This window comes from Streptomyces sp. NPDC012510, assembly GCF_042955065.1.
GTDB lineage: Bacteria > Actinomycetota > Actinomycetes > Streptomycetales > Streptomycetaceae > Streptomyces.
In genome coordinates, this window is sequence record NZ_JBIBEN010000001.1 from 534,888 (window position 1) to 560,454 (window position 25,567).

Here is a 25,567-nt window from a genome sequence, read left to right on the forward strand (position 1 = left end):
GCTGTTCATGCCCGTCCCCTCCCTGCGTCTCGGTCTCCACCTCGGTTACTGGGTCGGCGGCAACGACGCCTCCAGCCTCTCGCTCGCCCCGCTGGCCGAGGTACTCGGCTACTCGGCGGTGTGGGTGTCGGAGGCCTACGGATCCGACGCCGTCACCCTCCTGACCTGGATCGCCGCCCACACCTCCCGGATCGACGTGGGCACCGCGGTTCTTCAGATCCCCGCCCGTACGCCCGCGACCACGGCGATGACCGCCGCCACGCTGGACACCCTGTCCGGCGGACGGCTGCGGCTCGGACTCGGCGTCTCAGGACCCCAGGTCTCGGAAGGGTGGCACGGAGTCCGGTTCGGCGCTCCGCTCGGACGTACCCGCGAGTACGTGCACCTCGTGCGCCGGGCGCTGAGCCGGGAGCCCCTTGAGTACCAGGGCAGGCACTTCACGCTTCCGCTGCCGGACGGCCCCGGCAAGGCGCTCGGCCTGACCATCCGCCCGCCCCGCGAACGGATCCCCGTGTACCTCGCCGCCCTCGGACCCAGGAACTCGGAGCTCGCCGGGGAGATCGCCGACGGCTGGCTGCCGGTGTTCTTCTCACCCGAGCACGCCGAGAGTCACCTCACGCACCTGCGGGCGGGCCTCGCCAGGTCCGGACGCACCCTCGACGGCTTCGACGTCGCCCCGACGGTCCCCCTGGTGCCCGGCCCCGACTGGCGAACCTGCGCCCGGCGCGTCCGCGGGTACGCCGCGCTGTACCTCGGCGGCATGGGCGGCCCCGAGGACAACCACTACACCCAGCTTGCCGAGCGCATGGGGTTCGGCCCACAGGCACGCGAGGTGCAGAAGAGGTTCCTGAGCGGGGACTACCCCGGCGCCATGGCCGCCGTGCCACTCGAATTCCTCGACCGGACCGCGCTGTTGGGGCCGAAGGAGCGGATCGCCGAACGGATGACGGCGTACGCCGAGGCCGGCGTCACCACGCTCAACATGATGCCCGTCGGCCCCGGCCTGCCCCCCGGCACGGACCGCGCCGCCCGCGCCCTGCGCACCGCCGTCGAGGCGGCCCGACTGGCCGGCCTGCTGCCCGCGGCAGCCCGGCCGGACACCGACACCGACACCGACACGCGCACCGGCATCCGACCGGCCGTCGGTCCCTGACCGGGTCACCGGGCCATCAGTCCATCACCGGGTCACCGGCAGCTGACCAGGTCATCCGCACCCTGACCCCCGCCCCCGAGTCCCGCCAACCACCGACCCGACAACCTCCGACCAGCCACCCACCCCGAACCCACCACCCCGCACCGGACCCACTCCCACACCGACCCGGCTCCCACACCGACCCGGGTTCCACGCCGGATCGACCGCCGGTGCCGGTGCCGCCGTCCCGACCCAGCAGCCACAAGGAGCCCTCAGCCATGACAACCGACAACTCGACCGACACCACCAAGCTGGTCTGCCTTCCGTACGCCGGAGCGGGTGCCTCGTTCTACCGCCCCTGGGCGTCCCTGGCCGGGGACACGCTGGAGGTCGTCCCGCTGCAACTGCCCGGCCGGGAACGGCTGATCGACGAGGAGCCGTACCGGGACGTGCACACGGCCACGGACGGACTCCTGGCCCAATTGCGGGAACGGCTCGGCGACCGCGACCGAGACGGCGACGGCGACGACCACCGGGTCGTCCTCTTCGGGCACAGCCTCGGCGCCGTGCTCGCCTACGAACTCGCCCACCGGCTGGCCGCCGAGCCCGACATCGAGCTCGTCCACCTCTTCGTCAGCGGATCACCGGAACCCTCCAACGGACGCGAACGGCACGCCACCGGCCTCTCCGACGAGGACTTCCTCGCCCGCGTCGGCGAGTTCGCGGGCTACCACCACCCCGCGCTCGACGACCCCGAGATGCGCGCCATGATCCTGCCCACCCTGCGCGCCGACGTCGAGATGCACGAGAACTACACGCCCAGCACCGACCTGCCCCTGGACGCGCCGCTCACCGTCATCCGGGGCGAGGACGACGACCTGGTCGACTACGACGACGCCGAGGCCTGGAGCAAGGCGGCCGGCCAGGACTTCGAGCACGTAGAGGTGCCCGGCGGCCACATGTACCTCACCGACGGCGCGCCCTCGCTGGTCCGCCTGATCGTCTCGTCGGTGCTGTAGCCCGCCGCCCCGCCCCGCCCCGCCTCAGAACGACTCGCACACCTCTCACCACCCCCACCACCCTCACGACCCCCAAATCCCCCAAATCCCCCAAGGAGCATCTGATGCGTCTGCACGGCAAGTCGGTCCTCGTCACCGGCGCCGCCCGCGGGCTCGGCCGGGCCGCCGCGGTCGCCTGCGCGGCCGAGGGCGCCGACCTCACACTGCTGGACATCTGCGCCGACCTGCCCGGCGTGCCGTATCCGCTGGGCACCCCGGGCCAGTTGGAGCACACCGCCGCACTGTGCCGGGAGGCGGGCGCGGCCGTGCTCACCACCGAGGCCGACATCCGCGACATCCGAGCCGTCCGGGAGGCGGTGACCCGCGCCGAGGACCGGTTCGGCCGGATCGACGTGGTCGTCAACAGCGCGGGCGTCGCCGCGCCCTCGGGGAAGCCCGTGCACGAGATCGGCGAGGACGAGTGGTCCCTGATGATCGACGTCGACCTCTCCGGCACCTGGCGGGTGATCCGCGAGGTCGGCAAGGCGATGAGCGCCCGACGCGGCGGCAGCATCGTCAACGTCGCCTCCACCGCCGGGCTCGTCGGCTACCGGCACTTCGCCGGGTACGTCGCCGCCAAGCACGCCGTGGTCGGCCTCACCAAGGCCGCCGCGCTCGACTACGCGCCGACGAAGGTACGCGTCAACGCGGTCTGCCCCGGCTCGGTGCGCGACGACGTGCGGGCCGAGGGCCGGATGCTCGCCGAGATCGCCAGGGCGCTGGACGTACCGGTGCACGAACACGAGCAGACCTTCGTCGAGGCCCAGCCCATGAACTCCCTGATCGAACCCGAGGACGTCGCCGCCGCGATCGTCTTCCTGGCCTCCGACGAATCCCGGCAGATCACCGGGTCGGTCCTGACCGTGGACGGCGGGTTCAGCATCCGCTGACCGCGCCGAGCCCGACGAGTCCGCGGCAACTCGCGGACGACTCCCCCGAACACCAAGGAGCACCCCTTTGTCCGCCTCTCCGTCCGACCCCCTCCCCGCCGAGGCCCCCCAGGGTCCCGAAGCCGTCGGCGCCCCTCGCGTCCCCGGCGACCCCGCCGGCGCCCACTGCCATGCGCTGCGAGTCCGGTGGGAGCGCTCCCCCGTCCCCACCGGGCGGTCGGAGCCGTGGACCGAGGACCTCCCCGTACCGGCGGCCGACCCCCGTGCCGAACGCCGTCGCACCATCGAACTCGCCCGGCCGGCCGACGGCGTACGCCGGGTCCTCCTCCGCTACAGCGACGGCCGGTCCGATCTGATCGTCGTCTCCCCGCGCGAGCGATGGAGCCGCAGGGCCCTCGACCGGCTCGCCGACGGGCGGCCCGTCCCACCGAACGAGGTCGCCCCGGGACCCCGGACGTCCGCTCCCCCGCCCGCCGCTCCCGCCTGGGGGCTGGGCGGCGACGACGGCCCGACCGTCTCGTCCGTCCTCCTCACCCTGGACGGCGAGGCGGGCGACGAGGCCGGCTGGCTGACGGCCCTCGACGTCACCCTGCGCCGGTACGACCCCGAGAACGAGACCGCTCCCGTCATCGGCACGGACCACGGCGCCTTCACCGTCGAACCAGCCCGCACGCTCGGCGAGCTGAAGCCCTCCCCCGCCACGGGCCCCGCGCTCGCGGGCCTGCTCTTCGAGGCTTCCGAGGCCTCCGAGGCCACGGAGTGCCCGGGCGAGACCGAGTACGTGCCCTGCCTCGCTCCCCCGTTCCCGCTCACCCTCTCGGTCTTCCGGGACTCCGGTGGCCTGCGGCTGCGCTGCGACCACCTGGTCAGCCACGTCTCCCCGGAGATCGCCGCGGGGTTCGTACGACACCTCGCCCACGTACACGGGCAGATCCTGCGCTCCCCGCAGACCCCGGTCGACGACGTCGAGCTCCTCGACGAGGCCGACCGCGCCCGCACGGCGGCGCTCGGCCGGCCCACCCGCACCCTGGTGACCACCAGGGAGAGCATCCCCGAGGCGGTCGCCCGCGCGGCGGCGGCGGCACCCGACGCCATCGCCGTGACCGACGGGGAGGTGGGCCTGACGTATCGTGAACTCGAGGAGCGGGCCGAGTCGTTGGCCCGCGGCCTGCGGGCCCGTGGAGTCGTGGGCGGCGACCGGGTGGGCGTGTGTCTGGAGCGCTCGGCCGAACTCGTCGTCACCCTGCTCGCCGTGCTGAAGGCCGGCGCGACCTACGTCCCCGTCGACCCCGCCTACCCGAAGGACCGGATCGCCCACACGGCCGAGGACGCCGAGCTGGGCGTGGTGGTCACCCGGCTGCCGGAGTTCCCGGCGGTGCCGGGCTGTGTGGCGCTGACCCCGGACGAGCTGCTGGACGCCGCGCCGTCCGGGCCGGACGACACGCCCCCGCCGTTCCCCTCCGCCGACACGGCCGCCTACGTCATCTACACCTCCGGCTCCACCGGCCGCCCCAAGGGTGTCGTCGTCCCGCACAGCAATGTGATCGCCCTGATCGACGCGACCCGCGTCGAGTACGGGTTCGACGCCTCGGACGTGTGGACCTGGTTCCACTCCAGCGCCTTCGACCTGTCGGTGTGGGAGATCTGGGGCTGCCTCGCGACGGGCGGGCGGCTGGTCATGGTGCCGTACTTCGTCTCCCGCGAACCCGACTGCTTCCGCGACCTGCTCGTCGCCGAGAAGGTCACCGTGCTCAGCCAGACCCCGTCGGCCTTCGCCCAGCTCCTGGGCGTCGACCACGGCGAGGTGTCCGTCCGGGTCGTCTTCTTCGGCGGGGAGCCGCTGGACGCGCGGATGCTGCTGCCCTGGTTCGACCGGCATCCCGAGTCGGCCTGCCGGATGGTGAACATGTTCGGCATCACGGAGACGACCGTCCACGTCACCCAGCAGACCCTCACCCGGAAGCTGGCCCTCTCCGCCACCCGCTCCGTCGGGCCCGCCCTCCCCGGCTGGCACCTCTACGTACGCGACCCGGCCGGCCGGATGGTGCCGCCCGGCGTGGTGGGCGAGATCTACGTCGGCGGGGCGGGGGTCGCGCTCGGCTACCTCAACCGGGAGGAGTTGACGGCCCAGAGGTTCCTTCCGGACCCCTACACGGGCGGCACGATGTACCGCAGCGGCGACCTGGGGCGCCTACGACCGGACGGGCGGCTCGAACACCTCGGGCGGATCGACAACCAGGTGAAGATCCGCGGCTTCCGCATCGAACTCGACGAGATCCGTTCCGTCCTGCTGGAGGACCCCGATGTGCGGGCGGCGGCCGTCCTGGTGCACCGCGACGACCCGTCCGACGCCGCCGGCGCCCGTATCGACGCCTATGTCGTCCTGACCGGGGGCGACCCGCACGCGGTACGCGAACGGGCCGCGGGCATCCTGCCCGAGTACATGCTCCCCGCCACCGTCACCGCGCTGGACACGCTCCCGCTGACGGGCAACGGCAAGCTGGACGCGTCGAAGCTCCCCGCACCCACCGTCCAGCGCCCGCCGACGAGGCACGGCGGGCCGGCGGGCGACGACACCGCCGACGCCGCCGACGCCGACGGCCTCATCGCCGGCCTGACCGAGATCTGGAGCGAGGTGCTGGGCGTGCCCGTCGGCCCGGACGACGACTTCTTCGAACTCGGCGGCAACTCCCTCTTCGCCGTCCGTATCGGCGCCGCCCTGCGCGCCCGCGGCCTGCCGTCTCCGCGGCTGCGGGAGCTGTACCGCCATCCGACGATCCGGGGCACGGTCGCGAGCCTCAAGGTTCTGCAGGGATGACCGGGGTCCCGGCCCTCGCCCACACGGCGGGGGCCGGGGTCGCCGAGCGGGTGTGGGTTCGTCCCGTTGGCACGCCCGTGCCGGGCGGGGCGGTGCTCCGCGTTCCCGGCGGTGAGGGGGAACCGTCAGGCGTCGGCCAGTTCGGCGGCGCCGAAGGAGACGTCGAAGCGGTCGCACCAGATACTGACGCTGCTGTAGCGGGACAGGTCGACCGCTTCGGGCACGGCGTAGTTCTGGCTGCCCTTGTTGCCCTTGAGCTTGCCGAGGCTGACGTGTGCGCCATCGTCGAAGACATGCCAGCCGGCCCGCCCCTCCTTCACCGGTGCGTCGGTCAGCCACACGCGCAGATCGGGGCCGTTGCTCGTGTCGAGGTTCTCCAGCCGGACCACATGGGCGCCGTCGGCCAGCCGTACGAGTTGCACGCTGCCCGTGGTCGTGTGCTCGTGGCTGATCAGCTCACCGCGCGCCAGCGTCACAGGTGCGGCGACCGGTGCCGACGGGGAAGGCGACGACGCCGTGTCAGGGGCCGCTGCCGGGGTCCCGGCGGGCTCCGCGACGGCGGGCAGGGACTCCGTCACCGTCTCGTCCTGCCAGAGCTTCCACGGCTGGAACCAGTACAGCCCCACGCCCGCCCCCGCGACCACCGCCACCAGCGCTCCGCCGGCCAACGGCCCCAACCGCCGACGCGCCATGTCGTCCCTCTTCCCGTTCGGTGAGCCTTCGTCGTTCCCGTCCATTCAACGCGAGGAACGGCCCTCGGGGTGGGGACGGCCGATGACGGAATCCTTACGTCCGGCTCGGCTCCGCACACTCTTACGGAAGCGTGACGTGCCGGGCGTGGGCGCGGGGCGGCAGGCCGATCCGCCCTAGCGTGGCCGTATGCGTGTACTGGTCACCGGCGGTGCCGGGTTCATCGGGTCCCATGTCGTGGACGTACTGGTGGAGGGCGGGCATGAGCCCGTCGTGTTCGATGTGGCCGTCGGCCCGAGCTCGGACGTACGGGACCGGCAGGCGGTCGTCCGGGCGTTGGACGGGGTGGACGCCGTGTGTCATCAGGCGGCGATGGTCGGTCTGGGCACCGGCTTCACCGACGCGCCGGAATACGTCTCCCGCAATGACCTGGGCACCGCGGTGCTGCTGGCCGCCATGGCCGACGCGGGGGTGCGGCGGCTGGTACTGGCGGGGTCGATGGTGGTGTACGGGGAGGGGCGCTACGAGTGCGGGCGGCACGGCGTGGTCCGGCCGGGGCCACGTGAGCGCGACGCTCTTGCGGCGGGCCGCTTCGAACCGCTGTGCCCGGTGTGCGGCGACGAGTTGTCGCCGGGACCGGTGGGCGAGGACGCGCCGGTCGATCCGCGCAATGTGTACGCCACGACCAAGCTCGCCCAGGAGCATCTCGCGGCGGCGTGGGCGCGGACGACGGGCGGGTCGGCGGTGTCGTTGCGCTACCACAACGTGTACGGGCCCCGGATGCCCCGCGACACCCCCTACGCCGGGGTGGCCTCCTTCTTCCGCTCGGCGCTGGCACGCGGCCGGGCGCCCCGGGTGTTCGAGGACGGGCGGCAGCGGCGGGACTTCGTGCACGTGCGGGATGTGGCCGTCGCCAACGCGGTGGCGCTGGAGGCCGATGTCCGGGCCGGGGCGCTCACCGCGTACAACACCGGCAGCGGTGAGCCGCACACGGTCGGGGAGATGGCGGCGGCGCTGGCCCACGCGTACGGCGGTCCGGAGCCCGTCGTGACCGGGGAGTACCGGCTGGGGGACGTACGGCACATCACGGCGGACTCGTCGCGGCTGCGCTCGGAGCTGGGGTGGAAGCCGGAGGTCGGATTCACGGAGGGCATGCGGGAGTTCGCGGGCTCCGGGATGCGGGGCTCGTAGGCCGGCGCCCCGGCGCATGTCCACGAGCCACCAGGTACCGGTGGTGCTGCCCGTGTTCAGGAAGCGGCTGCGGGCAGCACCACCTCGAATCGGCAGCCGCCGGGGATGTTGTGGACCGTGGTGCGGCCCTGGTGGGCCTCGACGATGCCTCGGACGATGGCGAGGCCGAGCCCGGCGCCCGCCGGGGGCGTACGGGCGTGGGTGCCGCGCCAGCCGGTGTCGAAGACGCGGGGCAGGTCTTCCTCGGGGATGCCGCCGCAGCCGTCCGAGACGGAGAGCACCACGCCGTCGGGGGAACGTTCGGCGGTCACCATGACCGTGCCGTCGGCGGGGGTCCGGCGGATCGCGTTGATGAGGAGGTTGCCGAGCACCCGGCTCATCTCCTTGCCGTCCACCTCCACGGGCAGGGGCTCGACGCGGTCGCCGACGAGCCGCACCCCGTGTTCGTGGGCCAGGGGATACACCCCGGCGAGGGCATCGCCGACCAGGTCGTAGACGGACATCCGGGACGGTGTGAGGGCCAGGGCGCCGGCGTGGATGCGGGAGAGTTCGAAAAGGTCGCCGACCATGCCGTTGAGGCGTTCGACCTCGGTGCGGATCTGCGTCAGATAGCGGGCGGGGTCGGCGGCGACGCCGTCCTCCAGGGCCTCGGCCATCGCTCGCAGTCCGGCGAGCGGGGTGCGCAGGTCGTGGGAGATCCAGGCGACGAGCTCGCGCCGAGAGGATTCCAGAGCGCGCTCCCGCCGTCGGGACTCGGTGAGTTTCGCGCTCGTCGCCGCCAGCTCGGCGCTCAGGGAGGCGAGTTCGGCGGTGGCGGGGCCTGCGGGGGCGGTGAAGGAGCCGCCGTCGCCGAAGGAGCGGGCGGCGAGCTGGAGGGCACGGCTGCGGGCGACGACCCAGCGGCCGAGCAGCAGCGCGGTGGCCAGCGAGACGACCGCGGCCATCGCGACGACCATGGTGACGACCGACAGGTCGTGCGGGGAGAGGAACATCGCCCACGCCACCGCCAGGGTGCCGGCGAGCATCGCGGTCACCGCGACGGCGGCCACCACCGTGAGAGACGCGATGAGCGAGCGGCGGCGCAGCAGCCACAGCGCGACCGCGCCCAGCAGCCCGGCCACGACGGCGCCGAGGAACGCGAACAGCGCGATGAGCAGGGTGTCACGCATGCTCAGGCCTCCCCGTCCCGGCGGTGGGCGGGCGGTTCGTGTGCGGCCCGGCGTTCGGTGGGGGCGGCGTCGGGCCGGACGCCGGTGAGGTGGCCGTCGGTCGAGGTGGCCGTGGCGTCGAAGCGGTAGCCGACTCCCCAGACCGTCTGGATCAGCCGGGGGTGCGCCGGGTCGTCCTCGACCTTGCCGCGCAGTCGGCGGACGTGAACGGTGACCGTGGACAGGTCGCCGAAGTCCCAGCCCCACACCTCGCGCATCAGGTCCTCGCGGCTGTGGGCGCGACCGGGGTTGCGGAGGAAGAAAGCGAGGAGGTCGAACTCGCGCAGGGTCAGGGCGAGTTCGACGCCCCCCTTGGTGGCGCGTCGAGCGGCCGGGTCCACGGTCAGACCCGCCGAGCTCAGGGGTCCGGGAGGGCCCGTACCGGACGCGGGCCGGGCACGGCGCAGTACGGACTCGACGCGCAGGACCAGTTCGCGGGGGCTGAAGGGCTTGGTCACGTAGTCGTCGGCGCCCACCTCCAGGCCCAGGACGCGGTCGTCCTCGTCACCGCGCGCGGTGAGCATGATGACCGGCACCGGGGCGTGTGCCCGCATGCGGCGGCACACTTCCAGGCCGTCCATGCCGGGCAGCATCAGGTCCAGCACGACCAGGTCCGGCCAGTGCTCGGCGGCGCGGGCCAGTGCGGCCGGTCCGTCCCCGGCGCGGTCGACGGTGTGGCCGGCGCGGTCGAGGTATCCGGCGACGACCTCGGCGACCGTGGGGTCGTCGTCGACCACCAGGACGCGCGCCGTCCGTCGCCCCGGCTCGTGTGGCTGCTGTTCCATGCCGCCCAGCCTCGCACCACGCCCGGCCCTCACGCCGCCCGGCCGACGCCCGAAGCTCCTGACGTCCGCGTTCCGTAAGGAGGCTCCGACCGATATGCGAAGTTCGTCCTCGTAGGGTGAAAGCCGTGACGACCTCTCCTCCCCCATCGGACGTCGGTGCCGTGCGTCCCCGCCCCTACGTCGACGTCGTGCTCCCCTGCCTGAACGAGGCCGACGCCCTGCCCTGGGTGCTGGCCCGTGTCCCGGCCGGCTGGCGCGCCCTGGTCGTGGACAACGGCTCCACCGACGGCTCGGCGGACATCGCCCGCGCACTGGGCGCGACCGTGGTCCACGAACCGCGCCGCGGCTTCGGCGCCGCCTGCCACGCCGGACTGGCCGCCGCCACGGCCGACATCGTGTGCTTCTGCGACTGCGACGCCTCACTCGATCCATCGCTGCTCGTCCCCTTCGTCGGTGAAGTAACGGACGGGCGCGCCGACTTGGTGCTCGGCAGACGATGCCCACAGGGGCGGGGCGCATGGCCCGCGCACGCCAGGGCCGGCAATCTCGCGCTCGCCCGCATGCTGCGCCGCCGCACCGGCCTGCGCCTGCACGACCTCGGCCCGCTGCGCGCCGCCCGCCGTGAGCCGCTGCTCGCCCTCGGCCTCACCGACCGACGCAGCGGCTACCCGTTGCAGATGGTGGTGCGCGCGGCCGACGCGGGCTGGCGCGTCACCGAGCACGACGTGCCGTACCTGCCGCGCACCGGCGCCTCCAAGGTCACCGGCACCTGGCGGGGCACCTGGCAGGCGGTACGGGACATGAGCCGCGTCCTGCACGAACCGGCCACGTCCCCCACGGCGGGAGGAGCCCGCCGATGACCACGCTGATCGTCATCGCCAAGGAGCCGAGGCCGGGCCGGGTGAAGACCCGGCTCACCCCGCCTTTCACGCCGGTGGAGGCGGCCGCGCTCGCCGAAGCGGCCCTCGTGGACACCCTGCGCGCGGTGGCCGCGACGCCCGCCCTGCGGCACGTCCTCGTGCTGGACGGACGGCCCGGTCCCTGGCTGCCGTCCGGCTTCGACGTCGTACCGCAGGGCGCGGGCGGCCTGGACGAGCGGCTCGCCGCCGCCTTCGCCGGATGCGACGGACCGGCCCTGCTCGTCGGCATGGACACCCCTCAGGTGACCCCCGAACTGCTGGCCGTGGACCTCGCCGAGTGTGACGCGTGCTTCGGTCCGGCCGAGGACGGCGGCTTCTGGGCCCTCGGACTCGCCGAGCCGGACCCGGCACTGCTGCGCGGGGTGCCCATGTCGACGCCCGTCACCGGAGCCGTCCAGCGCGCCCGGCTGGTCGCCGCCGGGCTGCGGGTCCGCGACCTACCGGGTCTGAGGGACGTCGACACCGCCACCGACGCCGAGGCCGTCGCCGCGCTGGCGCCACACACCCGGTTCGCGGCCGAACTGGCCCGGCTGCGAGCGGTCAGCGGTCGATGAGCGGCACACGACCGGAGACCGTGCGGCGGACCTGGTCCGGTGATCCCTACGCCGATGCCCTGCGCACCGGCCGTGGGCCGCTCTTCCTGCGCCGCGGCGACGGCTGGCTGCTACCCCTGGAAGTGGAACGCTGGTGCGCCCGCGCCGACGCCGCGGACCTGGAGGCCCTCGGGCGGTGCGAGGGAGCCGTCCTGGACGTGGGGTGCGGGCCGGGGCGACTGGTCGCGGAACTCGCCGCCCGGGGGCGGCCCGTGCTCGGCATCGACATCAGCCTGGCCGCCGTCGCCCATACCCTGCGTCTCGGCGGCCAGGCGCTGCGGCGATCCGTGTTCGAGCCGCTGCCCGGCGAGGGCCGCTGGAACAGCGCCCTGCTCCTCGACGGCAACCTCGGTATCGGCGGCGATCCGCGCGGTCTGCTCGCCCGGCTGGCGGAACTGCTGTGTCCCGGCGGCCTGTTGATCGTCGAGACCGTCCCCGTGGACGTGGACGAGCGTGTCGAGGTCCGCCTCGTGCGCGGCGCCGAGGCCGGAAGCGGAGACGGGGGCGCGTTCCCCTGGGCCCGGCTCGGTACCCCGGCGCTGCTGCGGCACGCCCGCCCGCTCGGCTGGCGTGCCGTCGATCAGTGGACGGCGGGAGGGCGTGCCTTCGTCGCCCTGCGCAGCCGTGCCCGGCGCCGCACCCGCAACGCCAGCAGCAGCGCCGAACCGCCGAACAGCAGGGCTGTGATCAGCCACCAGCGGGCGGCGAAGCCGTTCGCCGACAGCCCGGTGGCGGATTCGTAGCGGTCGGCCACCCGGCCGCTGATCAGCGGGAACCACACCAACAGCAGCAGCCCGGACAGGACGGCGGGCACACGGACGTACGCCACCAGCTCCCGGTGGCCGGCCGTGCCCGCCGCCTGGACGAGCGCGCGGTCGGCCGTCGCGTACAGCGGCAGCAGCACGAGGTCGTGCACCGCCGCCGCGCCCACGAACCACAGCGTGACCTCGAACCAGTCGTCGGAGAGCAGCCGCACACCGGCGTAGCCGGCCAGCGCGAACGAACATGCCAGGAGCAGCAGTTGGAACGGACTGCCGACCGGCACACGAAGCCTCTTCACCCGGGGTTCTCCCATCACAGGTCTCCGAACGTCATCCGGGCCACCCACTTGGTGTTGAGGACGCCGGGCGCGGCAGGCACGATGATCCGCGCCGGGTAGCCGTGGTCGGGGGTCAGTGGCTCGCCGTTGACGTCCAGGGCGAGGAGGGAACGCCCGTCGCGTACCTGATTGGCGCGCAGCGCGGCCCGGCGGAAGGCGCCGCGCCGCTGCAGGGACTCCACCAGGACGTCGGGCGCCGATTCCGGCCCGTACCCGACGAGCGCGGCGAGGTCTCGCAGCCGTACGCCCCGCCACCACTGGTCGGAGGTGGACCAGCCCTCGACACAGGCGATCGGCAGCGCCGCACTGTGCGGCGTCAGCTCCAGCAGTTCGGCGCGGCTCAGCCGGACGCTCCCCGAAGGCCCCGTGACGACCAGCCGCCACGCTTCCTCGCTCGTCTCGGCCGGACTGATCCCTCGCGACGCGGCCGTCTTGTTGATCTGAAAGCCGTTCGGTCCGCTGCCCGGCTCGGCACCACCGTGCGGGGCGAGGAGCGCGGTACGCCGCAGCGGCCCGTCGAAGTTCTGCCCCACGCTCGTGGCGAGGAGCAGCAGTGAGCCGCCCCCGACCAGCCGTACGGCACCGCGCCGCGACACGGTGGGCTCGGTGGGGTCCGGCGACACGAGCGAGGGCTCCTGCGAGGACACCGGCGGCGGAACGGCTTCCGGGGACACCGGCTGTGCGCCCTCTCCCTCGTCTTCGCCCCGGTCCTCTGCGCTCCCCCGCATCCGGCGCAGGTTGCGTACGGCGGTCGGCGCCCTCAGCACCACATGGACCACGAACGCCGCGAAGAACACCCACGCTCCGTAGAGGTGCAGCGGATAGAAGGAGCCGGGGAAGACGTAGTCGAGCTGGATGTTCAGCAGGCCCGTCACGAACTCGAACAACACACCGCCGACCAGCAGGAGCAGCGAGATCCGCTCCAGAGCGTGGACCACGGACCGTGCCGGAGGCAGTTGGAACAGCCTCGGCACCACCGACCACAGCTTGGCCAGCACCACGGGTACCAACGCGATCCCGAGCGTGACGTGAACGCCCTGTGTGAGCCGGTACAGCCAGTGCGGATCCGTCGGCCAGGCGAAGAGGTGGAAGCCGAGGATTCCCTTGTCCCCGGTCTTGTCGTTCACCGGTGACAGGTCCGGGTTGTAGGCGGCGTACGACAGCAGCCCCGTCACGAACAGCGTCGTGATGCCGGCGAGCAGCACCACGCCGAGGACGGAGGTGAACCAGGGGCCACGCAGCGGGCTGCGCCAGAAGGCGGGAGAGGAAGGAGACCGTGCCATGCCCCGACGCTAGGCCCGGAGGACCCGGTAAGAGGGGGCGCGACTCATGACGAAAGGCTGACGTCCGCGCCTGTCGAGAGTCCGCCGGCCACCGCTCGGCCTAACGTCTGCGAGCGTGAACCGTGATCTCCGCCGCGACCTCTACGCCGTCACGGCCGCCGCGCTGCTCGTGGCGGCGACCGCGTGGGTCGGCATCGCCATCAAGCGCGCCGACGACGTCCTGCACGTCGGCTGGCCACCCCTGTACGCCAACTGGCTGCCCCACACCGGCCCCGGCACCCCTGGCGCGCTCGCCGTCGCCGCCGCCGTGGTGGCCTACGGCCCTCCTCTGGCCGCCCGGCTGCCCTGGCGCCCGCTGCTGCTCACCTCCTGGGGCACCGCCATGGCCTGGACCTTCTCCCTCGCCCTCGTCGACGGCTGGCATCGTGGCATCGCCCGCCGGCTGACGACCAGGTACGAGTACCTCCAGGTCATCGACCGCTTCGACGAGATCCTCGCCACCCTGCGCGGCTTCACCGACCACATCCTGCTCGGCTCTCCCGACCACTGGCCCCCGCACGTCGCCGGTCATCCTCCGGGTGCCACCCTCACCTTCGTCCTCCTCGACCGGATCGGCCTGGGCGGCGGGGCATGGGCGGGCGTCTTCGTCATCACGGTCGGGGCGACCACCGCGGTCGCGGTCCTCGTCACCATACGGACGCTGGCGAGCGAGGCCCTGGCCCGCCGCGCCGCTCCCTTCCTCGTCCTGGCGCCGGCGGCGGTCTGGGTGGGCACGTCGGCGGACGGATACTTCGCGGCGGTCACCGCCTGGGCCACGGCCTTCCTGGCCCTCGCGGTGACGGGTCACCGCCCCAGGGCGACCGCCCTGGCCGCCGGACTCCTCTTCGGCCTCACCGTCTACCTGTCGTACGGCCTCACCCTCTTCGCCGCGATGGCCGCCACCGTCCTGCTGCTCGGCTCCCGACGGCTGCCGGTGCTCCTCTACGCGGCCGCCGGACTCCTCGTCGTCCCGGTGGCGTTCACCGTGGCCGGCTTCGACTGGTGGGAGGCGTACCACCTGCTCGTCGAGCGCTACCACCAGGGTGCCGGCGGTTTTCGCCCCTACGGCTACTGGCTGTTCGCCAACCTCGCCTGCACGGTCCTCGTCGTGGGCCCGGGCACGGTGGCGGGGCTGCGCAGAGCCGGCGCCCGACTCGGCCGATGGCACACGATCCCCGTCGCCGAGCGCCGCCTGGGCCTCCTGCTCTGCGCGGCCCTGTTGATGCTGCTCGCCGCCGACCTGTCCGGGATGAGCAAGGCGGAGACGGAACGGATCTGGCTGCCGTTCGCGATGTGGCTGCTGTCCGCCGGCGCGTTCCTCGACCGTCCCCGCATCTGGCTGGCCTCCCAGGCGGCTCTGGCTCTGCTCCTCAACCACCTGCTGCTGACCGGCTGGTGACCCGGCAGGTGAGAGTTTGCCAGCAGCACTGCGCGGGTTCGGCGGGGATCTCAGCCCGGCCAGTCGAGGAGCAGTCCGACGATGGTGCCGTACGCGAGGTGCGCGGCGAGTGTGACGGCGGGTGTGCGGGCACCGTAGTTGAGCATGAGGAAGCCGGGCGGTTCGAGCAGGGCGACGTGGGGAGCGCTGGTGTGGGGCGTGCCCATGCGCGGGTGGACCAGGGGCAGCAGGATGTTCACCAGCGCGGTGGCGGCGAACAGGCCGTGGACGAGGCCGAAGACGGTGCCCAGCCACCAACTGCTGTAGTCGATGGCGGCGAAGACCGCGTAGTACAGCAGGGCGAAGATCAGGCCGTTGACGAAGTGCGCGCCGTAGCCGAGGGCCTTGGCGCGGGTCCGGTCGCCGGTGAAGGCGGTGCCCAGCAGGAACGGCAGGTCGATGCGGGTCAGGTCGAGGGCGTTCGCCGCGCGCAGCGCGGTGGTCAGGACGAGGGTGCCGATGAACCCGCCCGCCAGTGCGCCCCAGATACTCATCGGCTCGCCTCCCCGATCGCGCAGGCCGCGCTGATCAGGGCCAGGTGGGACAGCCCTTGGGGCAGGTTGCCGAGGAACGCGCCGGTGGCGGGGTCGACTTCCTCACTGTAGAGACCGACGTCGTTGGCGAGGGCCACGAGTTGGTCCATGAGGCGGGCCGCCTCGTCGGTGCGGCCGCACCTGGCGAGGGCTTCGGCGAGCCAGAAGGAGCAGGCGAGGAAGGCGCCCTCGCTGCCGGGGACACCGTCGGGTCCGAGGTAGCGGTTGACGTAGGGGCCGTCCCGCAGGGTCCGTTGGACGGCGGCGAGGGTGCCGCGCATGCGCGGGTCGTCGGGCGGGCGGTAGCCGTGGAGCAGTCCGAGCAGGGTGCCGGCGTCCAGGTCGTGGCTGTCGGCGGAGCGCGTGTAGCTGTTCGCGCTCGGGCTGAAGCACCGGTCGTCGACGAAGGCGGCGACGGCCTGTCGTTCGCGCCGCCACCGGGCCGCGTGCCGGTCCGGGATAAGGTGCCGCCCGGCCAGGTCGAGGGCGCGGTCGAGGGCGATCCAGCACATCATCTTCGACTGGGTGAAGTGTTCCGGGACGCTGCGTACCTCCCAGATGCCCGCGTCGGGCTGCCGCCAGACGCCGCAGATGAAGTCGGCGGTCTCGGCCAGTCTGCGGGCGATGTCGGCATCGATCCGGTGGCCCGCGGTGGTGTACAGCCATGCGGTCTGCAGCAGTTCGCCGTAGGTGTCGAGCTGCAGTTGTCGGGCGGCCGCGTTGCCGACGCGCACGGGCGCCGAGTCCCGGTAGCCCGACAGGGGCAGTGTCCGCTCGGGTGCGCGGGCGCCGCCGTCCAGGCGGTACAGGACGTGCAGGCGGGGGTGGGTGAGCTGGGAGGCGTGCATCAACCACCAGAAGTAGCCGGTCGCTTCCGGCGCGCACCCCAGCCTCAGGAAGGCGTCCAGGGTGAAGGCCGAGTCACGGATCCAACTGAAGCGGTAGTCCCAGTTGCGTTGCCCGCCGATGGACTCGGGCAGCGAGCAGGTCGCGGCGGCGGCGACCGCGCCGGAGGGGGCGAAGACCAGGAGTTTGAGAGCGAGGGCGCTGCGCAGGACCGCCTCGCGCCAGGGCCCGTCGTAGGTGCGCTCCCGCGTCCACCGTCGCCAGGTGGCGGTCGTGTGGTCCAGACGGGCCTCGCACTCCGCGCGTGTGGGCAGGACCAGCGGTTCCTGGTGCGCGTACGGCACCGCGATCAGAGCGCGGGTGCCGGTGTCGGTCCGGAACCGGCCGGTGACGGCGTCGGCCGTGCACTGCGGTCGGCCGGCGTTCCAGGCGCAGACACCGAGGGCGTCCGGGCCGCAGGTGGCGACAGGGACACCCGCGCGGTGCGCCAGGTGCGGAGGGTGGGCGCCGTAGCCGAAGCGCGGCTGGACGCTCCAGTGCATGGGGACGCTGCCCGTGACCCCCTCGATCCGCCGGACCAACTCCCGACCGGGCGCCAGGGAGGCGGCGTCGGGAAGGGTCAGCGCGTCGGTCAGCCGTACCGTGCCGCCCGCGGTGGTGAACGTGGTCTCCAGCACGTTGGTGCCTGGCAGGTAGCGGCGGGTGGCCGTGTACGGCACGTCGGGGCGCAGCTGGAACCCGCCGCCGTGCGCATGGTCGAGGACGGCGGCGAACAGGGCCGGTGAGTCCAGGTCGGGCCAGGCCAGCCAGTCCACCGAGCCGTCACGGGCGATCAGTGCCACGCTGCGGCCGTCCCCGGTCACCGCGTATTCCCGCAGCGCCGCGTATCCGTTCACCCTGAGCGGCTGGGCCGGTGGGGCGGAGAGGGCTGGTGGGGCTGGTGGGGCTGGTGGGGCGATGGGACCGGCGAAAGCGGTGGGACCGGCCGGGTGGGTGCGGCCGGGGGCCCGCGGGGAGTCATGGGAATTCACCGCGCTGCCTGTCCGCCGTCGAGCGGCCGTTCCGGCACGACCGGCACGACCAGCACGACCGGCACGACCCGCACGACGAGGACCTGCTGTGTGCCGCGTGCGGCCTGCCAGGAGGCGGGCGAGCGGCCGGTGTCGACCACGATCGGTGCGGAAGGGGCGACGTTCGTCATGGGAGATGCCTCCGAGCCGTGTCGTCGTGTGCTGCCGCTACGGAGAACGCCTGCTCGTACGGTCCGGCGAAACCACGGGCGCGGTGATGTCGTCGCGGCCTTCACGCCCTCGGTCCGGGAGGACGGTCCACAGGACCAAGCGGTCACCGGTCGGCCGGTGCGGATCGGCGGGGCACAGCATGTGCCGCTGGAGCGCGGCAGCCGTGGAATGGTGCGGCAGCCGCAGATGGCGCGACGGCCGGGAGGGGCGCGGCATCGCCTGGTCCGGCGACGATGGTGGCGCGCCGGGCTCTCGGACCCGGACCCCGACGACACGCCGACGGATCAGGTCTCCAGGCTCCCGCAGTCCACCCGCCGCCGCAATGCGGTGCGTGCGCCCCGTTCATGCCGATCGCCCGACGCGAGGCCGATCCTCGTACGCCGGGCACGCCCGGGAGCGGCCGGCCGAGCGTCGCCTTCCGCGCCGTGTACGTGAACGCGGCGCGGCAACCGGACGGCTGCCCAGGACCACGCGGCGGGTGGGCCGACTCGCACCCACCCGCTCGTTGCGTTCTATGGCTGCTGACCGTCGTGTACTGGCCGTCGTGTACTCGCCGTCGTTTGCTGGCCGTCGTTTGCTGGCCGTCGTCAGCGAGACCGCCGCTTGCCGTGATAGCGCTGGGCCAGTCGGGCGAGGGCGACCGCGCCGAGCAGCAGGCCGAAGTCGCGCAGCGCGATGTCGTAGTGGTCCGGGATGGTCAGCAGGTTGACGATGATGCCGGCGAGCCATCCGGCGACCAGCCAGCCCCCGAAGCGCGGGGCGAGGGCGACAACGAGTCCCGCGACGATCTCGATGACTCCGACGGCGTACATGGCCGCCTGGGCGCTGCCGGGAACGACATCGTTGATCCACGGCGCGAGGTAAGTGGGCCAGTCCACGAGCAGGTTGGCGAACTTGTCCAGCCCGAACAGGATCGGCGCCACCGTGAACCCGGTGCGCAGGATGACGAACGCCTGATAACCGGGGTCGGTGAGGGCCCGCCGGGGAGCATCGGACTGCGTGGTGTCGCTAGTGGTTGCGGGTGCGGATGCGGACGACATGACGCCCTTCCTTCTATCGACAACTCTCACTAACGATAGAAGCGCGCATTTTCTCTTTAGTCAACGTCTGTGGGTTTTACACTGGTGTTCGTGGACCACCCGAAAGAAGCACCCCACCCCGACGTCTCCGCCGTCGCCGCCCTCGACGAGCCGACCCGCAGGAGGCTCTACCAGCACGTCGCCCGCCAGACGGACCCCGTCAGCCGCGACGACGCGGCAGCGGCTCTCGGCCTGGCACGGCAGACCGCGGCCTTCCACCTGGACCGCCTGGCCGAGGAATCGCTGCTCGACGTCGTCTACGAACGGCGCAGCGGACGCACCGGCCCGGGCGCGGGACGGCCCGCCAAGCTCTACAAGCGCTCCACCCGACAGGTCTCCGTCAGCCTGCCCGAGCGGCACTACGAACTCGCCGGACGACTCCTCGCCCAGGCCATGGAGGAATCAGAGGCCACGGGCGAGCCGGTACGCACCGTCCTGCACCGCAAGGCCCATGACTTCGGCACAGGGATCGCCGACCCGAGCGACCCGAACCTGTTCGAGTCACTGGAACGGTGCGGGTTCGAGCCACGACACGACGGTGATGCCGTCGTTCTGGGCAACTGCCCCTTCCACGCACTCGCCCGCGAGCACACCCAGACGGTGTGCGGCATGAACCTCCACCTGCTCCGCGGCCTCCTGCAAGGGCTCGGCGAGGAGAACATCCAAGCGCGACTGGCCCCCAGCCCCGACCACTGCTGCGTCCGCCTCCAGCCGGCTCCCCACGGACCATGATGTCCGCGAGGCGCAGGAAGACCCGCCGCGAGATCCCGTTCCCCTCTCGTTCCGCCCCTCTCGGCGGAGGTGCCGGAGGCGCCGTCACGGGCCGTCCGGCGCGACGGCGCACCGCCGCATGAGCAAGGGGGCTGGCGGGTCCGAAGGCTGTCGACCGGAGACTGCGCTCCCACCGGACCACCAGCGGATCCTTGCGGCCGTGCGGCATGCCGCCGGGCCTGTCGTCATGGCCCGCCAGGTCGGCGAGATGGTGAGGGTGGATCTGACCCGGGGGCGCCGCCGTCCGCGGCGGTGGGGCGGGGCGTGACCGGGGCGCAAACCGGCGCGGACACCAGGCTGACGGGGTGTGTCGTCAGTCTTCGGTCGCTCCCAGATCTGTCAGCGCCCCCACCGGATCGGCATCCGGTATGCCTCTGGGCCACCAGTCGTCATGGCCTGGTTCGGATTCGTAGGCGTACCAGAGGCCGTCGCGACCGAGGCGGAGTTGGATGTGACCGCGGGGGTGGGTGAGGTGGTTGCGCCAAGGGCGGAATGCCGGGAGGTCGGCGGCGAGTAGCAGCGGGCGGGCGCGGTCGAAGCGGCCCGCCGGCGGGTCCCAGGGTTCCTCCAGGACGGCCAGGCCTTCGAGACCGCCCTGACGCCAGGCGGCGACCGCGCGGGCCAGGTCGGCCGGGGTGCGCCCGGTGGCCGCGGCCAGGGAGGAGTACAGCGCGCGGGTCGTGGCGGTGAGACCGGAGCCGGGGCGGGCGGCGGCGAGCCGTACCGCGTCCTGCCACAGCGTCAGTTCGGCCACCGGGTCGCGTCCCGTGGTGAGAAGCGCGTAGGCGCGGGCGGCCGCGTCGGTGGCCAACTGGTCCAACGCGAACGGGTCGGGGCCGCCGGGCGCGCCCGGATACACCGGCGGCTGCTCCGGATGCGGCGGCGCGGGCAACGGGGCGGGCAGCGGTGGCAGTGTGCGCTCGGCGAGGGCGTCCCGGGCCCGCACACCCGGAAGCGGTGCGGGCCCCTGCTCCTGAGCGGCGCGGGCCGCGCGGGCCGCGTTCCGCCGGGACAACGCGTCGAGCAGTTCCCTTTCGCTCCGGCCCCGCAACAGCAACAGTACGAACGGGTCCTCGTCCAGCAGCCGCGCCGTCTGGTAGCAGAGCGCCGCCGCGTGCTTGCAGGGGTGCCCGACGTCCGGGCAACTGCACCGGGGATCGAGTTCCCCGGGGCCCGGCAACAGCCGCACACCACGGCCACGGCGCGCGGCTCTGGTGCCGGGCCCGGCACCAGAGCCGGAGCCGGGTCCAGGTCCTGGTCCTGGCACGGGCCCGGCGAGGGCCTGCGGCATCTCCTTGTCCAGCAGGGCGGCGATGTGCCCGGGCTGCTCCGCCGCCGCGTCCAGGAAACGGTCCCACTCGTCGTCGTCCAGCGTCCTGAGGCGGACCTGCACCCGGTACGGCCGGGGTCTGCTCCCGTGGACATACGCCAGCACCAGCCCCGGCGTGACGGTGATCGCGTCCACGTTCCCCTTGTCGGCGTACGCCCGCCCACGTGCCAACCGCGCCGCGTCCAGCGCGCCCTCCTCCAGCGCCGCCACCCACGCGTTGCCCCACCAGCTCTCCGCGAACACCTCATCGACCGAGGCCCGCGACGGGAACGGCCGGAAGGTACGCCGCAGTTCGCCGTCCCGGGAGGGGGCGGCCATGGTGCGGGGTCCCGACGGCGGCACCGAGGCCCCCGGGCTCGCCGGGGTCGCTGAAGTCCCCGGGCGCACCGAGGTCACCGAGGTCACCGAGGTGGCCGAGGTCCCCGGAGTCACCGGGGTCACCGAGGTGGCTGCGTTCACCGATGTCCCCGGGGCCCGCGAAGTCACCGAGGTCCCCGCGGGCGCCGGGGGCACCGAGGTATCCGGAGTCGCCGAGGTCACCGAGGTCACCGGGGTCACCGGGGTCACCGGGGTCACCGAGGTCACCGGGGTCTGCGAAGTCACCGAGGTTCCCGGGGGCGCCGAAATCCCCGGGGACGTCGAAGTCGCCGAGTCCCCTGGAGGCGCCGGGGCCGCCGAGGCCCCCGAAGCCCTCGAGTTCCCAGAGGTCTCCCGGCTGCCCTCACCGGCCCCCGCGGCCGGTGTCTGCTGTGACTCGCCCTCTGCGGGAACCGGTTGCTGCCCCGGTGCCCTCGGCGGCGCTTCAACGGGGGTCCCGTCCGCCTCGTCGGTCTCCGGCCCGTCGGAGGGCAGCCTGAAGGCGTCGGCGAGCAGGTCGCGTACGTCGCGGGCGCGACCGGCCGAAGACCGGTCGCGGCGGATGTCTCCCGGCGCCCGACCTTCCGGGACGTCTGTCGAGGCCTGCCCCGCGGGAGCACTCGCCGAGAGCCGGTCGTCGGGCGCTCCTCGCCTCTCCCGGAAACGGTGGGACGGCGGGCCGGCGGCTCGCCGGGAGGCCCGGCTGCCTCTGCCCGCCCCTTCGGCCCGAGCGCCCTCGGCCTCCGCACGTGCCCGTTCGGCCGCGTCACGTGCGGCCCTTAGTGCTTCCCGAGCGATGTCGCCGGGGCGGCTGCCGGACTCGGGCTTCTCACCGGACGCCGGGCCTCCCCGCTCGACTCCCGGTTCGGCGGGGGACCGCTCCTCCGTGTCCGCCTCCGGTCCTGGCGCCCAGGGTTCCGCCTCGGGGCCTGCCACCCCGGACTCCCGATCAGCGCCTGCCGCCCCGGACTCCCGATCAGCGCCTGCCGCCCCGGACTCCCGATCAGCGCCTGCCACCCTGCTCTCCGACGCCCTGCGCAACGCCTCCCGCGCCACGTCACCCGGGCGGACGCCACCGCGCTCCCCGGACGGCCGCGCTCTCGCCTCACCGACACCGGTGCCGGATCCAGCCCTCGTCCCCGCACCCGCACCCGCACCCGCACCCGCACCCGCACCCGCACCCGGCGCAGAGCCTGCCCCGGACTGTGGCTGATCACCCGTCTCGGCCCCGTGCCTGTCCCTCTCCCGCGCGGCCCGCAGCGCTCGGCGGGCCGCGTCGGCGGGGCGGACGCCCCGCGCCGTACCCTCCGGTGTCTCTTCCGTCCTGCTCATGCTGACCTCCGCAGGGACACCAGGTCGGTCAGCTCACGGTCCGTCAGTTCCGTGAGGGCGGCCTCGCCCGAGCCGAGGACGGCGTCGGAGAGGGCCCTCTTGGATTCCAGCATGTCGGCGATGCGGTCCTCGATGGTGCCCTCGGTGATGAGGCGGTGGACCTGGACGGGCTGGGTCTGACCGATGCGGTAGGCGCGGTCGGTGGCCTGTTCCTCGACGGCCGGGTTCCACCAGCGGTCGAAGTGGACGACATGGCCGGCGCGGGTGAGGTTCAGTCCGGTGCCCGCGGCCTTGAGGGACAGGACGAGCACCGGTGTCGCCCCGCTCTGGAAGCGGTCCACCATGTGTTCGCGGTCCTTGACGGGCGTACCGCCGTGCAGCAGCTCGACCGGGACGGCGCGGGCGGCGAGGTGCGCGGTGATGAGGCGGGCCATGCCCACGTACTGGGTGAACACCAGCGCGGAACCGTCCTCGGAGAGCACCGTGTCCAACAGCTCGTCCAGCAGGGCCACTTTGCCGGAGCGGGCGGCGAGGCCGTCTCCGGCGGCCGTACCGGGCTCCTCCTTCAGGAACAGCGCCGGGTGGTCGCAGATCTGCTTCAGGGCCCCCAGAAGCTTCAGGACCAGGCCCCGGCGGGCGATGCCCTCCGCCGTCTCGATGGCCAGCAGCGACTCGCGGACCACGGCCTCGTAGAGGGCGGCCTGTTCGCGGGTGAGGGGGACGGGGTGGTCGGTCTCGGTCTTGGGCGGGAGTTCGGGGACGATGCCAGGGTCGGACTTCTTGCGGCGCAGCAGGAAGGGACGGACCAGACGGGCGAGTCGGGTCACGGCCTCCTCGTCCTCGCCGTTCTCCACGGCGCGGGCGTGGCGGGCTCGGAAGGACTTCAGTGGGCCGAGGAGCCCCGGGGTCGTCCAGTCGAGGAGGGCCCAGAGCTCGGAGAGGTTGTTCTCGACCGGCGTGCCCGTGAGGGCGACACGTGCGGGTGTCGGGATCGTGCGCAGGGCCTTGGCCGTCGCCGAGTAGGGGTTCTTGACGTGCTGTGCCTCGTCGGCGACGACCATGCCCCACTCCCGCTGGGCGAGGAGCGGGGCCGAGGAGCGCATGGTGCCGTAGGTGGTGAGGACGAAGCCGCCGTCGGGGCCGGAGCGCATCCGCTCTTGCTCGGGCTCCCCCGGGTCGTCCAACGTGCGGTCGGCGCCGTGGAAACGGCGGACGGGCACGCCAGGGGCGAAACGGGTGATCTCCCGCTGCCAGTTGCCCAGCAGGGAGGCGGGACAGACGACGAGGGTGGGCGCGGGGCGGGCCCGGCGCAGATGCAGGGCGATGACCGTGATCGTCTTGCCGAGGCCCATGTCGTCGGCGAGACAGCCGCCGAGGCCCAGGGAGGTCATGAGGTCCAGCCAGGCCAGGCCCCGGAGTTGGTAGTCGCGGAGGGTGGCCGACAGACCCGGCGGCGGTTCGACCGGGCCGAGGCCGGCGGTCAGGCGGTCGCGGAGGGCCGCCAGCGCTCCGACCGGTACCGCTTCCACCGTCTCGCCGTCGATCTCCACCTGCCCGGTGAGGGCCGTGGACAGGGCGTCCACCGGGTCCAGGAGGCCCAGTTCGCGTTTGCGGGCCTTGCGGACGAGGGCCGGGTCGACGAGGACCCACTGGTCGCGGAGGCGGACGATCGGGCGGTGGGCCTCGGCCAGGGTGTCCATCTCGGCCTCGGTCAGCGGGTCGCCGCCGAGCGCCAACTGCCAGTGGAACCGCAGTAGTTCCTCGCTTTCGAAGAAGCCGGTGCCGTCCGTGGCGGAGCCGGGCGCGGGGCGCACCTCGGCGCGGGCGCTGAGGTCGTGGGCCAGGTCCCGGGGCCAGTGCACCGCGACGCCGGCCGCGCCGAGCCGGGTCGCGGCGACGCCCAACAGGTCGGACAGTTCGTCCTCGGAGAGGGCGAGGACATCAGGCACGTCCTGCTCGGAGAGCCGGTCCAGGGGTGGCCAGACACGGGCCGCGCGCCGTACTGCGAGGGCGGCGTCCACTTGTGCGCGGGGCCCGAACGCCGCGTCCGCGTCACCCGCCCACAGCGCCGCCGCGTCGACGACGAGGGTGGGGTCGGCGAGGCTGTGCACCTGGACGACGGCCGCGCCCGCCCGGGAGGCTCCCTCGCCGTCGTCGAAGAGGTCGTACGCCGACAGGTCCAGGCGCAGGGAGATCCGGACGCCCGCGTCCATGCCCGCGGCCACCTCCGCCGCCCAGTCCCGCGCGTGCGGCAGCCTCTGCCCCGCGTGCGCCGCGAACGGTTTCCCGGAGACATGGGGCGCCGCCGGGCCGCGCGGCATGGTGTCGGCGACCGCGTCCAGGAAGGACCGCATCAGGGCCTCCGGCTCGGGCAGCCGCAGCGGGCCCTTGCCGGGCAACGGCACGGCGTGGCCTTCGTGGGGGAGGGCGGCGGCCACGGCTCTGAGGTGGGCGATGTCGTCCGGGTCGAGGGGGCCTGCCCGCCACGCGTCGAACCCCTCGGCGGTCAGTCCCGGCAGCAGGCGGCCCCGGGCGACCAGTCGCAGCGCGTGCAGCGCGGCCGCACCCCAGCAGGCCGTGGCGGGGTGCGCGGCGGGGTCGCGGCGGGCGCGGGTGAGCAGGGGCAGGGCTTCGGCGACGGGCACGATCAGGGCGCGGACGCCGGCTCTGCGGACCGTGGAACCGTGCCGGCGTACGACCGTGAGGTCCTCGGTGTGCTCCAGGAGCGGGGGCCCGTCCTGCGGGTCCCAGAAGGCGAACCGGCCGTGGCGGGGCAGCGGAGCGGGCAGGAAGACGGCGGCCAGCCGGACGGGGACGGCCGTCCGTACGGGGACGGCCGTGTCGGCCTCGGGAACAGCCGTGTCCCGCATGTGTCCGGTCACCTCCCGCCCTTCGGTCGGATGAGCCGTCTCCGGCTCCGATCAGCTCTCTCCG

General features: G+C 73.5%; 20 protein-coding genes. 10 read left to right on the forward strand and 10 right to left on the reverse strand.

What is annotated here, in order from left to right:
* Window positions 1–7: 7 nt before the first annotated feature.
* The 4 genes from ACFY9I_RS02330 to ACFY9I_RS02345 all read left to right on the forward strand — a co-directional run bounded on the left by ACFY9I_RS02330 (window position 8) and on the right by ACFY9I_RS02345 (window position 5,898).
* The gene (locus ACFY9I_RS02330; RefSeq protein WP_390995370.1) at window positions 8–1,153 is read left to right on the forward strand and encodes an LLM class F420-dependent oxidoreductase; all 1,146 of its coding nucleotides are present in this window, start codon (window positions 8–10) and stop codon (window positions 1,151–1,153) included.
* A gap of 257 nt (window positions 1,154–1,410) precedes the next feature.
* Entirely contained in the window at window positions 1,411–2,151 is a 741-nt protein-coding gene (locus ACFY9I_RS02335; RefSeq protein WP_390995372.1) for an alpha/beta fold hydrolase, read from the forward strand.
* A 104-nt stretch (window positions 2,152–2,255) separates the two neighbouring features.
* Window positions 2,256–3,080, forward strand: coding sequence for an SDR family oxidoreductase (locus ACFY9I_RS02340; RefSeq protein ID WP_390995374.1), 825 nt, complete (start codon window positions 2,256–2,258; stop codon window positions 3,078–3,080).
* A 67-nt stretch (window positions 3,081–3,147) separates the two neighbouring features.
* Entirely contained in the window at window positions 3,148–5,898 is a 2,751-nt protein-coding gene (locus tag ACFY9I_RS02345) for an amino acid adenylation domain-containing protein (protein ID WP_390995377.1), read from the forward strand.
* Between the two features lie 125 nt (window positions 5,899–6,023).
* On the opposite strand, the gene ACFY9I_RS02350 is transcribed toward ACFY9I_RS02345, so the two are convergent.
* A complete protein-coding gene (locus tag ACFY9I_RS02350) occupies window positions 6,024–6,590 on the reverse strand; it encodes a DM13 domain-containing protein (protein WP_390995380.1) in 567 nt (188 codons plus the stop codon).
* A 187-nt stretch (window positions 6,591–6,777) separates the two neighbouring features.
* On the opposite strand from ACFY9I_RS02350, the gene ACFY9I_RS02355 reads away from it, so the two are divergent.
* A complete protein-coding gene (locus ACFY9I_RS02355) occupies window positions 6,778–7,779 on the forward strand; it encodes an NAD-dependent epimerase/dehydratase family protein (protein ID WP_390995383.1) in 1,002 nt (333 codons plus the stop codon).
* 56 nt (window positions 7,780–7,835) lie between these two features.
* Here the strand turns inward: ACFY9I_RS02355 and ACFY9I_RS02360 are convergent, their stop codons facing one another.
* A complete protein-coding gene (locus tag ACFY9I_RS02360) occupies window positions 7,836–8,948 on the reverse strand; it encodes an ATP-binding protein (RefSeq protein WP_390995385.1) in 1,113 nt (370 codons plus the stop codon).
* Window positions 8,949–8,950: 2 nt separating this feature from the next.
* Window positions 8,951–9,772: a response regulator gene (locus ACFY9I_RS02365; RefSeq protein WP_390995388.1), complete on the reverse strand. Its 822-nt coding sequence runs from the start codon at window positions 9,770–9,772 to the stop codon at window positions 8,951–8,953.
* Between the two features lie 116 nt (window positions 9,773–9,888).
* Between ACFY9I_RS02365 and ACFY9I_RS02370 the strand changes: the two genes are divergently transcribed.
* From ACFY9I_RS02370 to ACFY9I_RS02380, 3 genes are read left to right on the forward strand one after another with little or no spacing between them, the layout of a single operon-like run.
* A complete protein-coding gene (locus ACFY9I_RS02370) occupies window positions 9,889–10,632 on the forward strand; it encodes a glycosyltransferase (RefSeq protein ID WP_390995391.1) in 744 nt (247 codons plus the stop codon).
* Window positions 10,629–11,246 (forward strand): DUF2064 domain-containing protein, encoded by a 618-nt coding sequence (locus ACFY9I_RS02375; protein WP_390995392.1) that lies wholly within the window; start codon window positions 10,629–10,631, stop codon window positions 11,244–11,246. Before ACFY9I_RS02370 ends, ACFY9I_RS02375 begins: the two co-directional genes overlap by 4 nt.
* Window positions 11,243–12,028: a methyltransferase domain-containing protein gene (locus tag ACFY9I_RS02380; RefSeq protein WP_390995395.1), complete on the forward strand. Its 786-nt coding sequence runs from the start codon at window positions 11,243–11,245 to the stop codon at window positions 12,026–12,028. The genes ACFY9I_RS02375 and ACFY9I_RS02380 overlap by 4 nt, the downstream gene beginning before the upstream one ends.
* Window positions 12,029–12,359: 331 nt before the next feature.
* Here ACFY9I_RS02380 and ACFY9I_RS02385 read toward each other — a convergent pair whose 3' ends face one another.
* Window positions 12,360–13,667, reverse strand: coding sequence for a molybdopterin-dependent oxidoreductase (locus ACFY9I_RS02385; RefSeq protein ID WP_390995398.1), 1,308 nt, complete (start codon window positions 13,665–13,667; stop codon window positions 12,360–12,362).
* Window positions 13,668–13,782: 115 nt separating this feature from the next.
* Here ACFY9I_RS02385 and ACFY9I_RS02390 point away from each other — a divergent pair, with 115 nt between their 5' ends.
* Window positions 13,783–15,105: a hypothetical protein gene (locus ACFY9I_RS02390; protein WP_390995401.1), complete on the forward strand. Its 1,323-nt coding sequence runs from the start codon at window positions 13,783–13,785 to the stop codon at window positions 15,103–15,105.
* Window positions 15,106–15,155: 50 nt separating this feature from the next.
* Here the strand turns inward: ACFY9I_RS02390 and ACFY9I_RS02395 are convergent, their stop codons facing one another.
* The 4 genes from ACFY9I_RS02395 to ACFY9I_RS02410 form a co-directional block, all read right to left on the reverse strand.
* Window positions 15,156–15,638 carry a hypothetical protein gene (locus tag ACFY9I_RS02395; protein WP_390995404.1) on the reverse strand — a complete coding sequence of 161 codons (483 nt, stop codon included), beginning with the start codon at window positions 15,636–15,638 and terminating at the stop codon, window positions 15,156–15,158.
* Window positions 15,635–17,419, reverse strand: a complete 1,785-nt coding sequence (locus ACFY9I_RS02400) for a glycoside hydrolase family 15 protein (RefSeq protein ID WP_390995407.1) — start codon at window positions 17,417–17,419, stop codon at window positions 15,635–15,637. The genes ACFY9I_RS02395 and ACFY9I_RS02400 overlap by 4 nt, the downstream gene beginning before the upstream one ends.
* Window positions 17,420–17,550: 131 nt before the next feature.
* Window positions 17,551–17,724: a hypothetical protein gene (locus ACFY9I_RS02405; protein WP_390995410.1), complete on the reverse strand. Its 174-nt coding sequence runs from the start codon at window positions 17,722–17,724 to the stop codon at window positions 17,551–17,553.
* A gap of 627 nt (window positions 17,725–18,351) precedes the next feature.
* The gene (locus ACFY9I_RS02410) at window positions 18,352–18,804 is read right to left on the reverse strand and encodes a hypothetical protein (RefSeq protein ID WP_390995413.1); all 453 of its coding nucleotides are present in this window, start codon (window positions 18,802–18,804) and stop codon (window positions 18,352–18,354) included.
* An 84-nt stretch (window positions 18,805–18,888) separates the two neighbouring features.
* On the opposite strand from ACFY9I_RS02410, the gene ACFY9I_RS02415 reads away from it, so the two are divergent.
* Window positions 18,889–19,575 carry a helix-turn-helix domain-containing protein gene (locus tag ACFY9I_RS02415; RefSeq protein WP_390995747.1) on the forward strand — a complete coding sequence of 229 codons (687 nt, stop codon included), beginning with the start codon at window positions 18,889–18,891 and terminating at the stop codon, window positions 19,573–19,575.
* A 352-nt stretch (window positions 19,576–19,927) separates the two neighbouring features.
* Here the strand turns inward: ACFY9I_RS02415 and ACFY9I_RS02420 are convergent, their stop codons facing one another.
* Window positions 19,928–22,099 (reverse strand): SWIM zinc finger family protein, encoded by a 2,172-nt coding sequence (locus ACFY9I_RS02420; RefSeq protein ID WP_390995750.1) that lies wholly within the window; start codon window positions 22,097–22,099, stop codon window positions 19,928–19,930.
* A gap of 530 nt (window positions 22,100–22,629) precedes the next feature.
* Window positions 22,630–25,503: an SNF2-related protein gene (locus tag ACFY9I_RS02425; protein ID WP_390995416.1), complete on the reverse strand. Its 2,874-nt coding sequence runs from the start codon at window positions 25,501–25,503 to the stop codon at window positions 22,630–22,632.
* Window positions 25,504–25,567 lie beyond the last annotated feature (64 nt).

Excerpts from the sequence above, each read along its gene's own strand:
- ACFY9I_RS02330 (WP_390995370.1), top strand. The coding sequence starts at position 8 with ATGCCCGTCCCCTCCCTGCGTCTCGGTCTCCACCTCGGTTACTGGGTC.
- ACFY9I_RS02335 (WP_390995372.1), top strand. The coding sequence starts at position 1,411 with ATGACAACCGACAACTCGACCGACACCACCAAGCTGGTCTGCCTTCCG.
- ACFY9I_RS02340 (WP_390995374.1), top strand. The coding sequence starts at position 2,256 with ATGCGTCTGCACGGCAAGTCGGTCCTCGTCACCGGCGCCGCCCGCGGG.
- ACFY9I_RS02350 (WP_390995380.1), bottom strand. The coding sequence starts at position 6,590 with ATGGCGCGTCGGCGGTTGGGGCCGTTGGCCGGCGGAGCGCTGGTGGCG.
- ACFY9I_RS02355 (WP_390995383.1), top strand. The coding sequence starts at position 6,778 with ATGCGTGTACTGGTCACCGGCGGTGCCGGGTTCATCGGGTCCCATGTC.
- ACFY9I_RS02360 (WP_390995385.1), bottom strand. The coding sequence starts at position 8,948 with ATGCGTGACACCCTGCTCATCGCGCTGTTCGCGTTCCTCGGCGCCGTC.
- ACFY9I_RS02365 (WP_390995388.1), bottom strand. The coding sequence starts at position 9,772 with ATGGAACAGCAGCCACACGAGCCGGGGCGACGGACGGCGCGCGTCCTG.
- ACFY9I_RS02375 (WP_390995392.1), top strand. The coding sequence starts at position 10,629 with ATGACCACGCTGATCGTCATCGCCAAGGAGCCGAGGCCGGGCCGGGTG.
- ACFY9I_RS02380 (WP_390995395.1), top strand. The coding sequence starts at position 11,243 with ATGAGCGGCACACGACCGGAGACCGTGCGGCGGACCTGGTCCGGTGAT.
- ACFY9I_RS02385 (WP_390995398.1), bottom strand. The coding sequence starts at position 13,667 with ATGGCACGGTCTCCTTCCTCTCCCGCCTTCTGGCGCAGCCCGCTGCGT.
- ACFY9I_RS02395 (WP_390995404.1), bottom strand. The coding sequence starts at position 15,638 with ATGAGTATCTGGGGCGCACTGGCGGGCGGGTTCATCGGCACCCTCGTC.
- ACFY9I_RS02405 (WP_390995410.1), bottom strand. The coding sequence starts at position 17,724 with ATGACGAACGTCGCCCCTTCCGCACCGATCGTGGTCGACACCGGCCGC.
- ACFY9I_RS02410 (WP_390995413.1), bottom strand. The coding sequence starts at position 18,804 with ATGTCGTCCGCATCCGCACCCGCAACCACTAGCGACACCACGCAGTCC.
- ACFY9I_RS02425 (WP_390995416.1), bottom strand. The coding sequence starts at position 25,503 with ATGCGGGACACGGCTGTTCCCGAGGCCGACACGGCCGTCCCCGTACGG.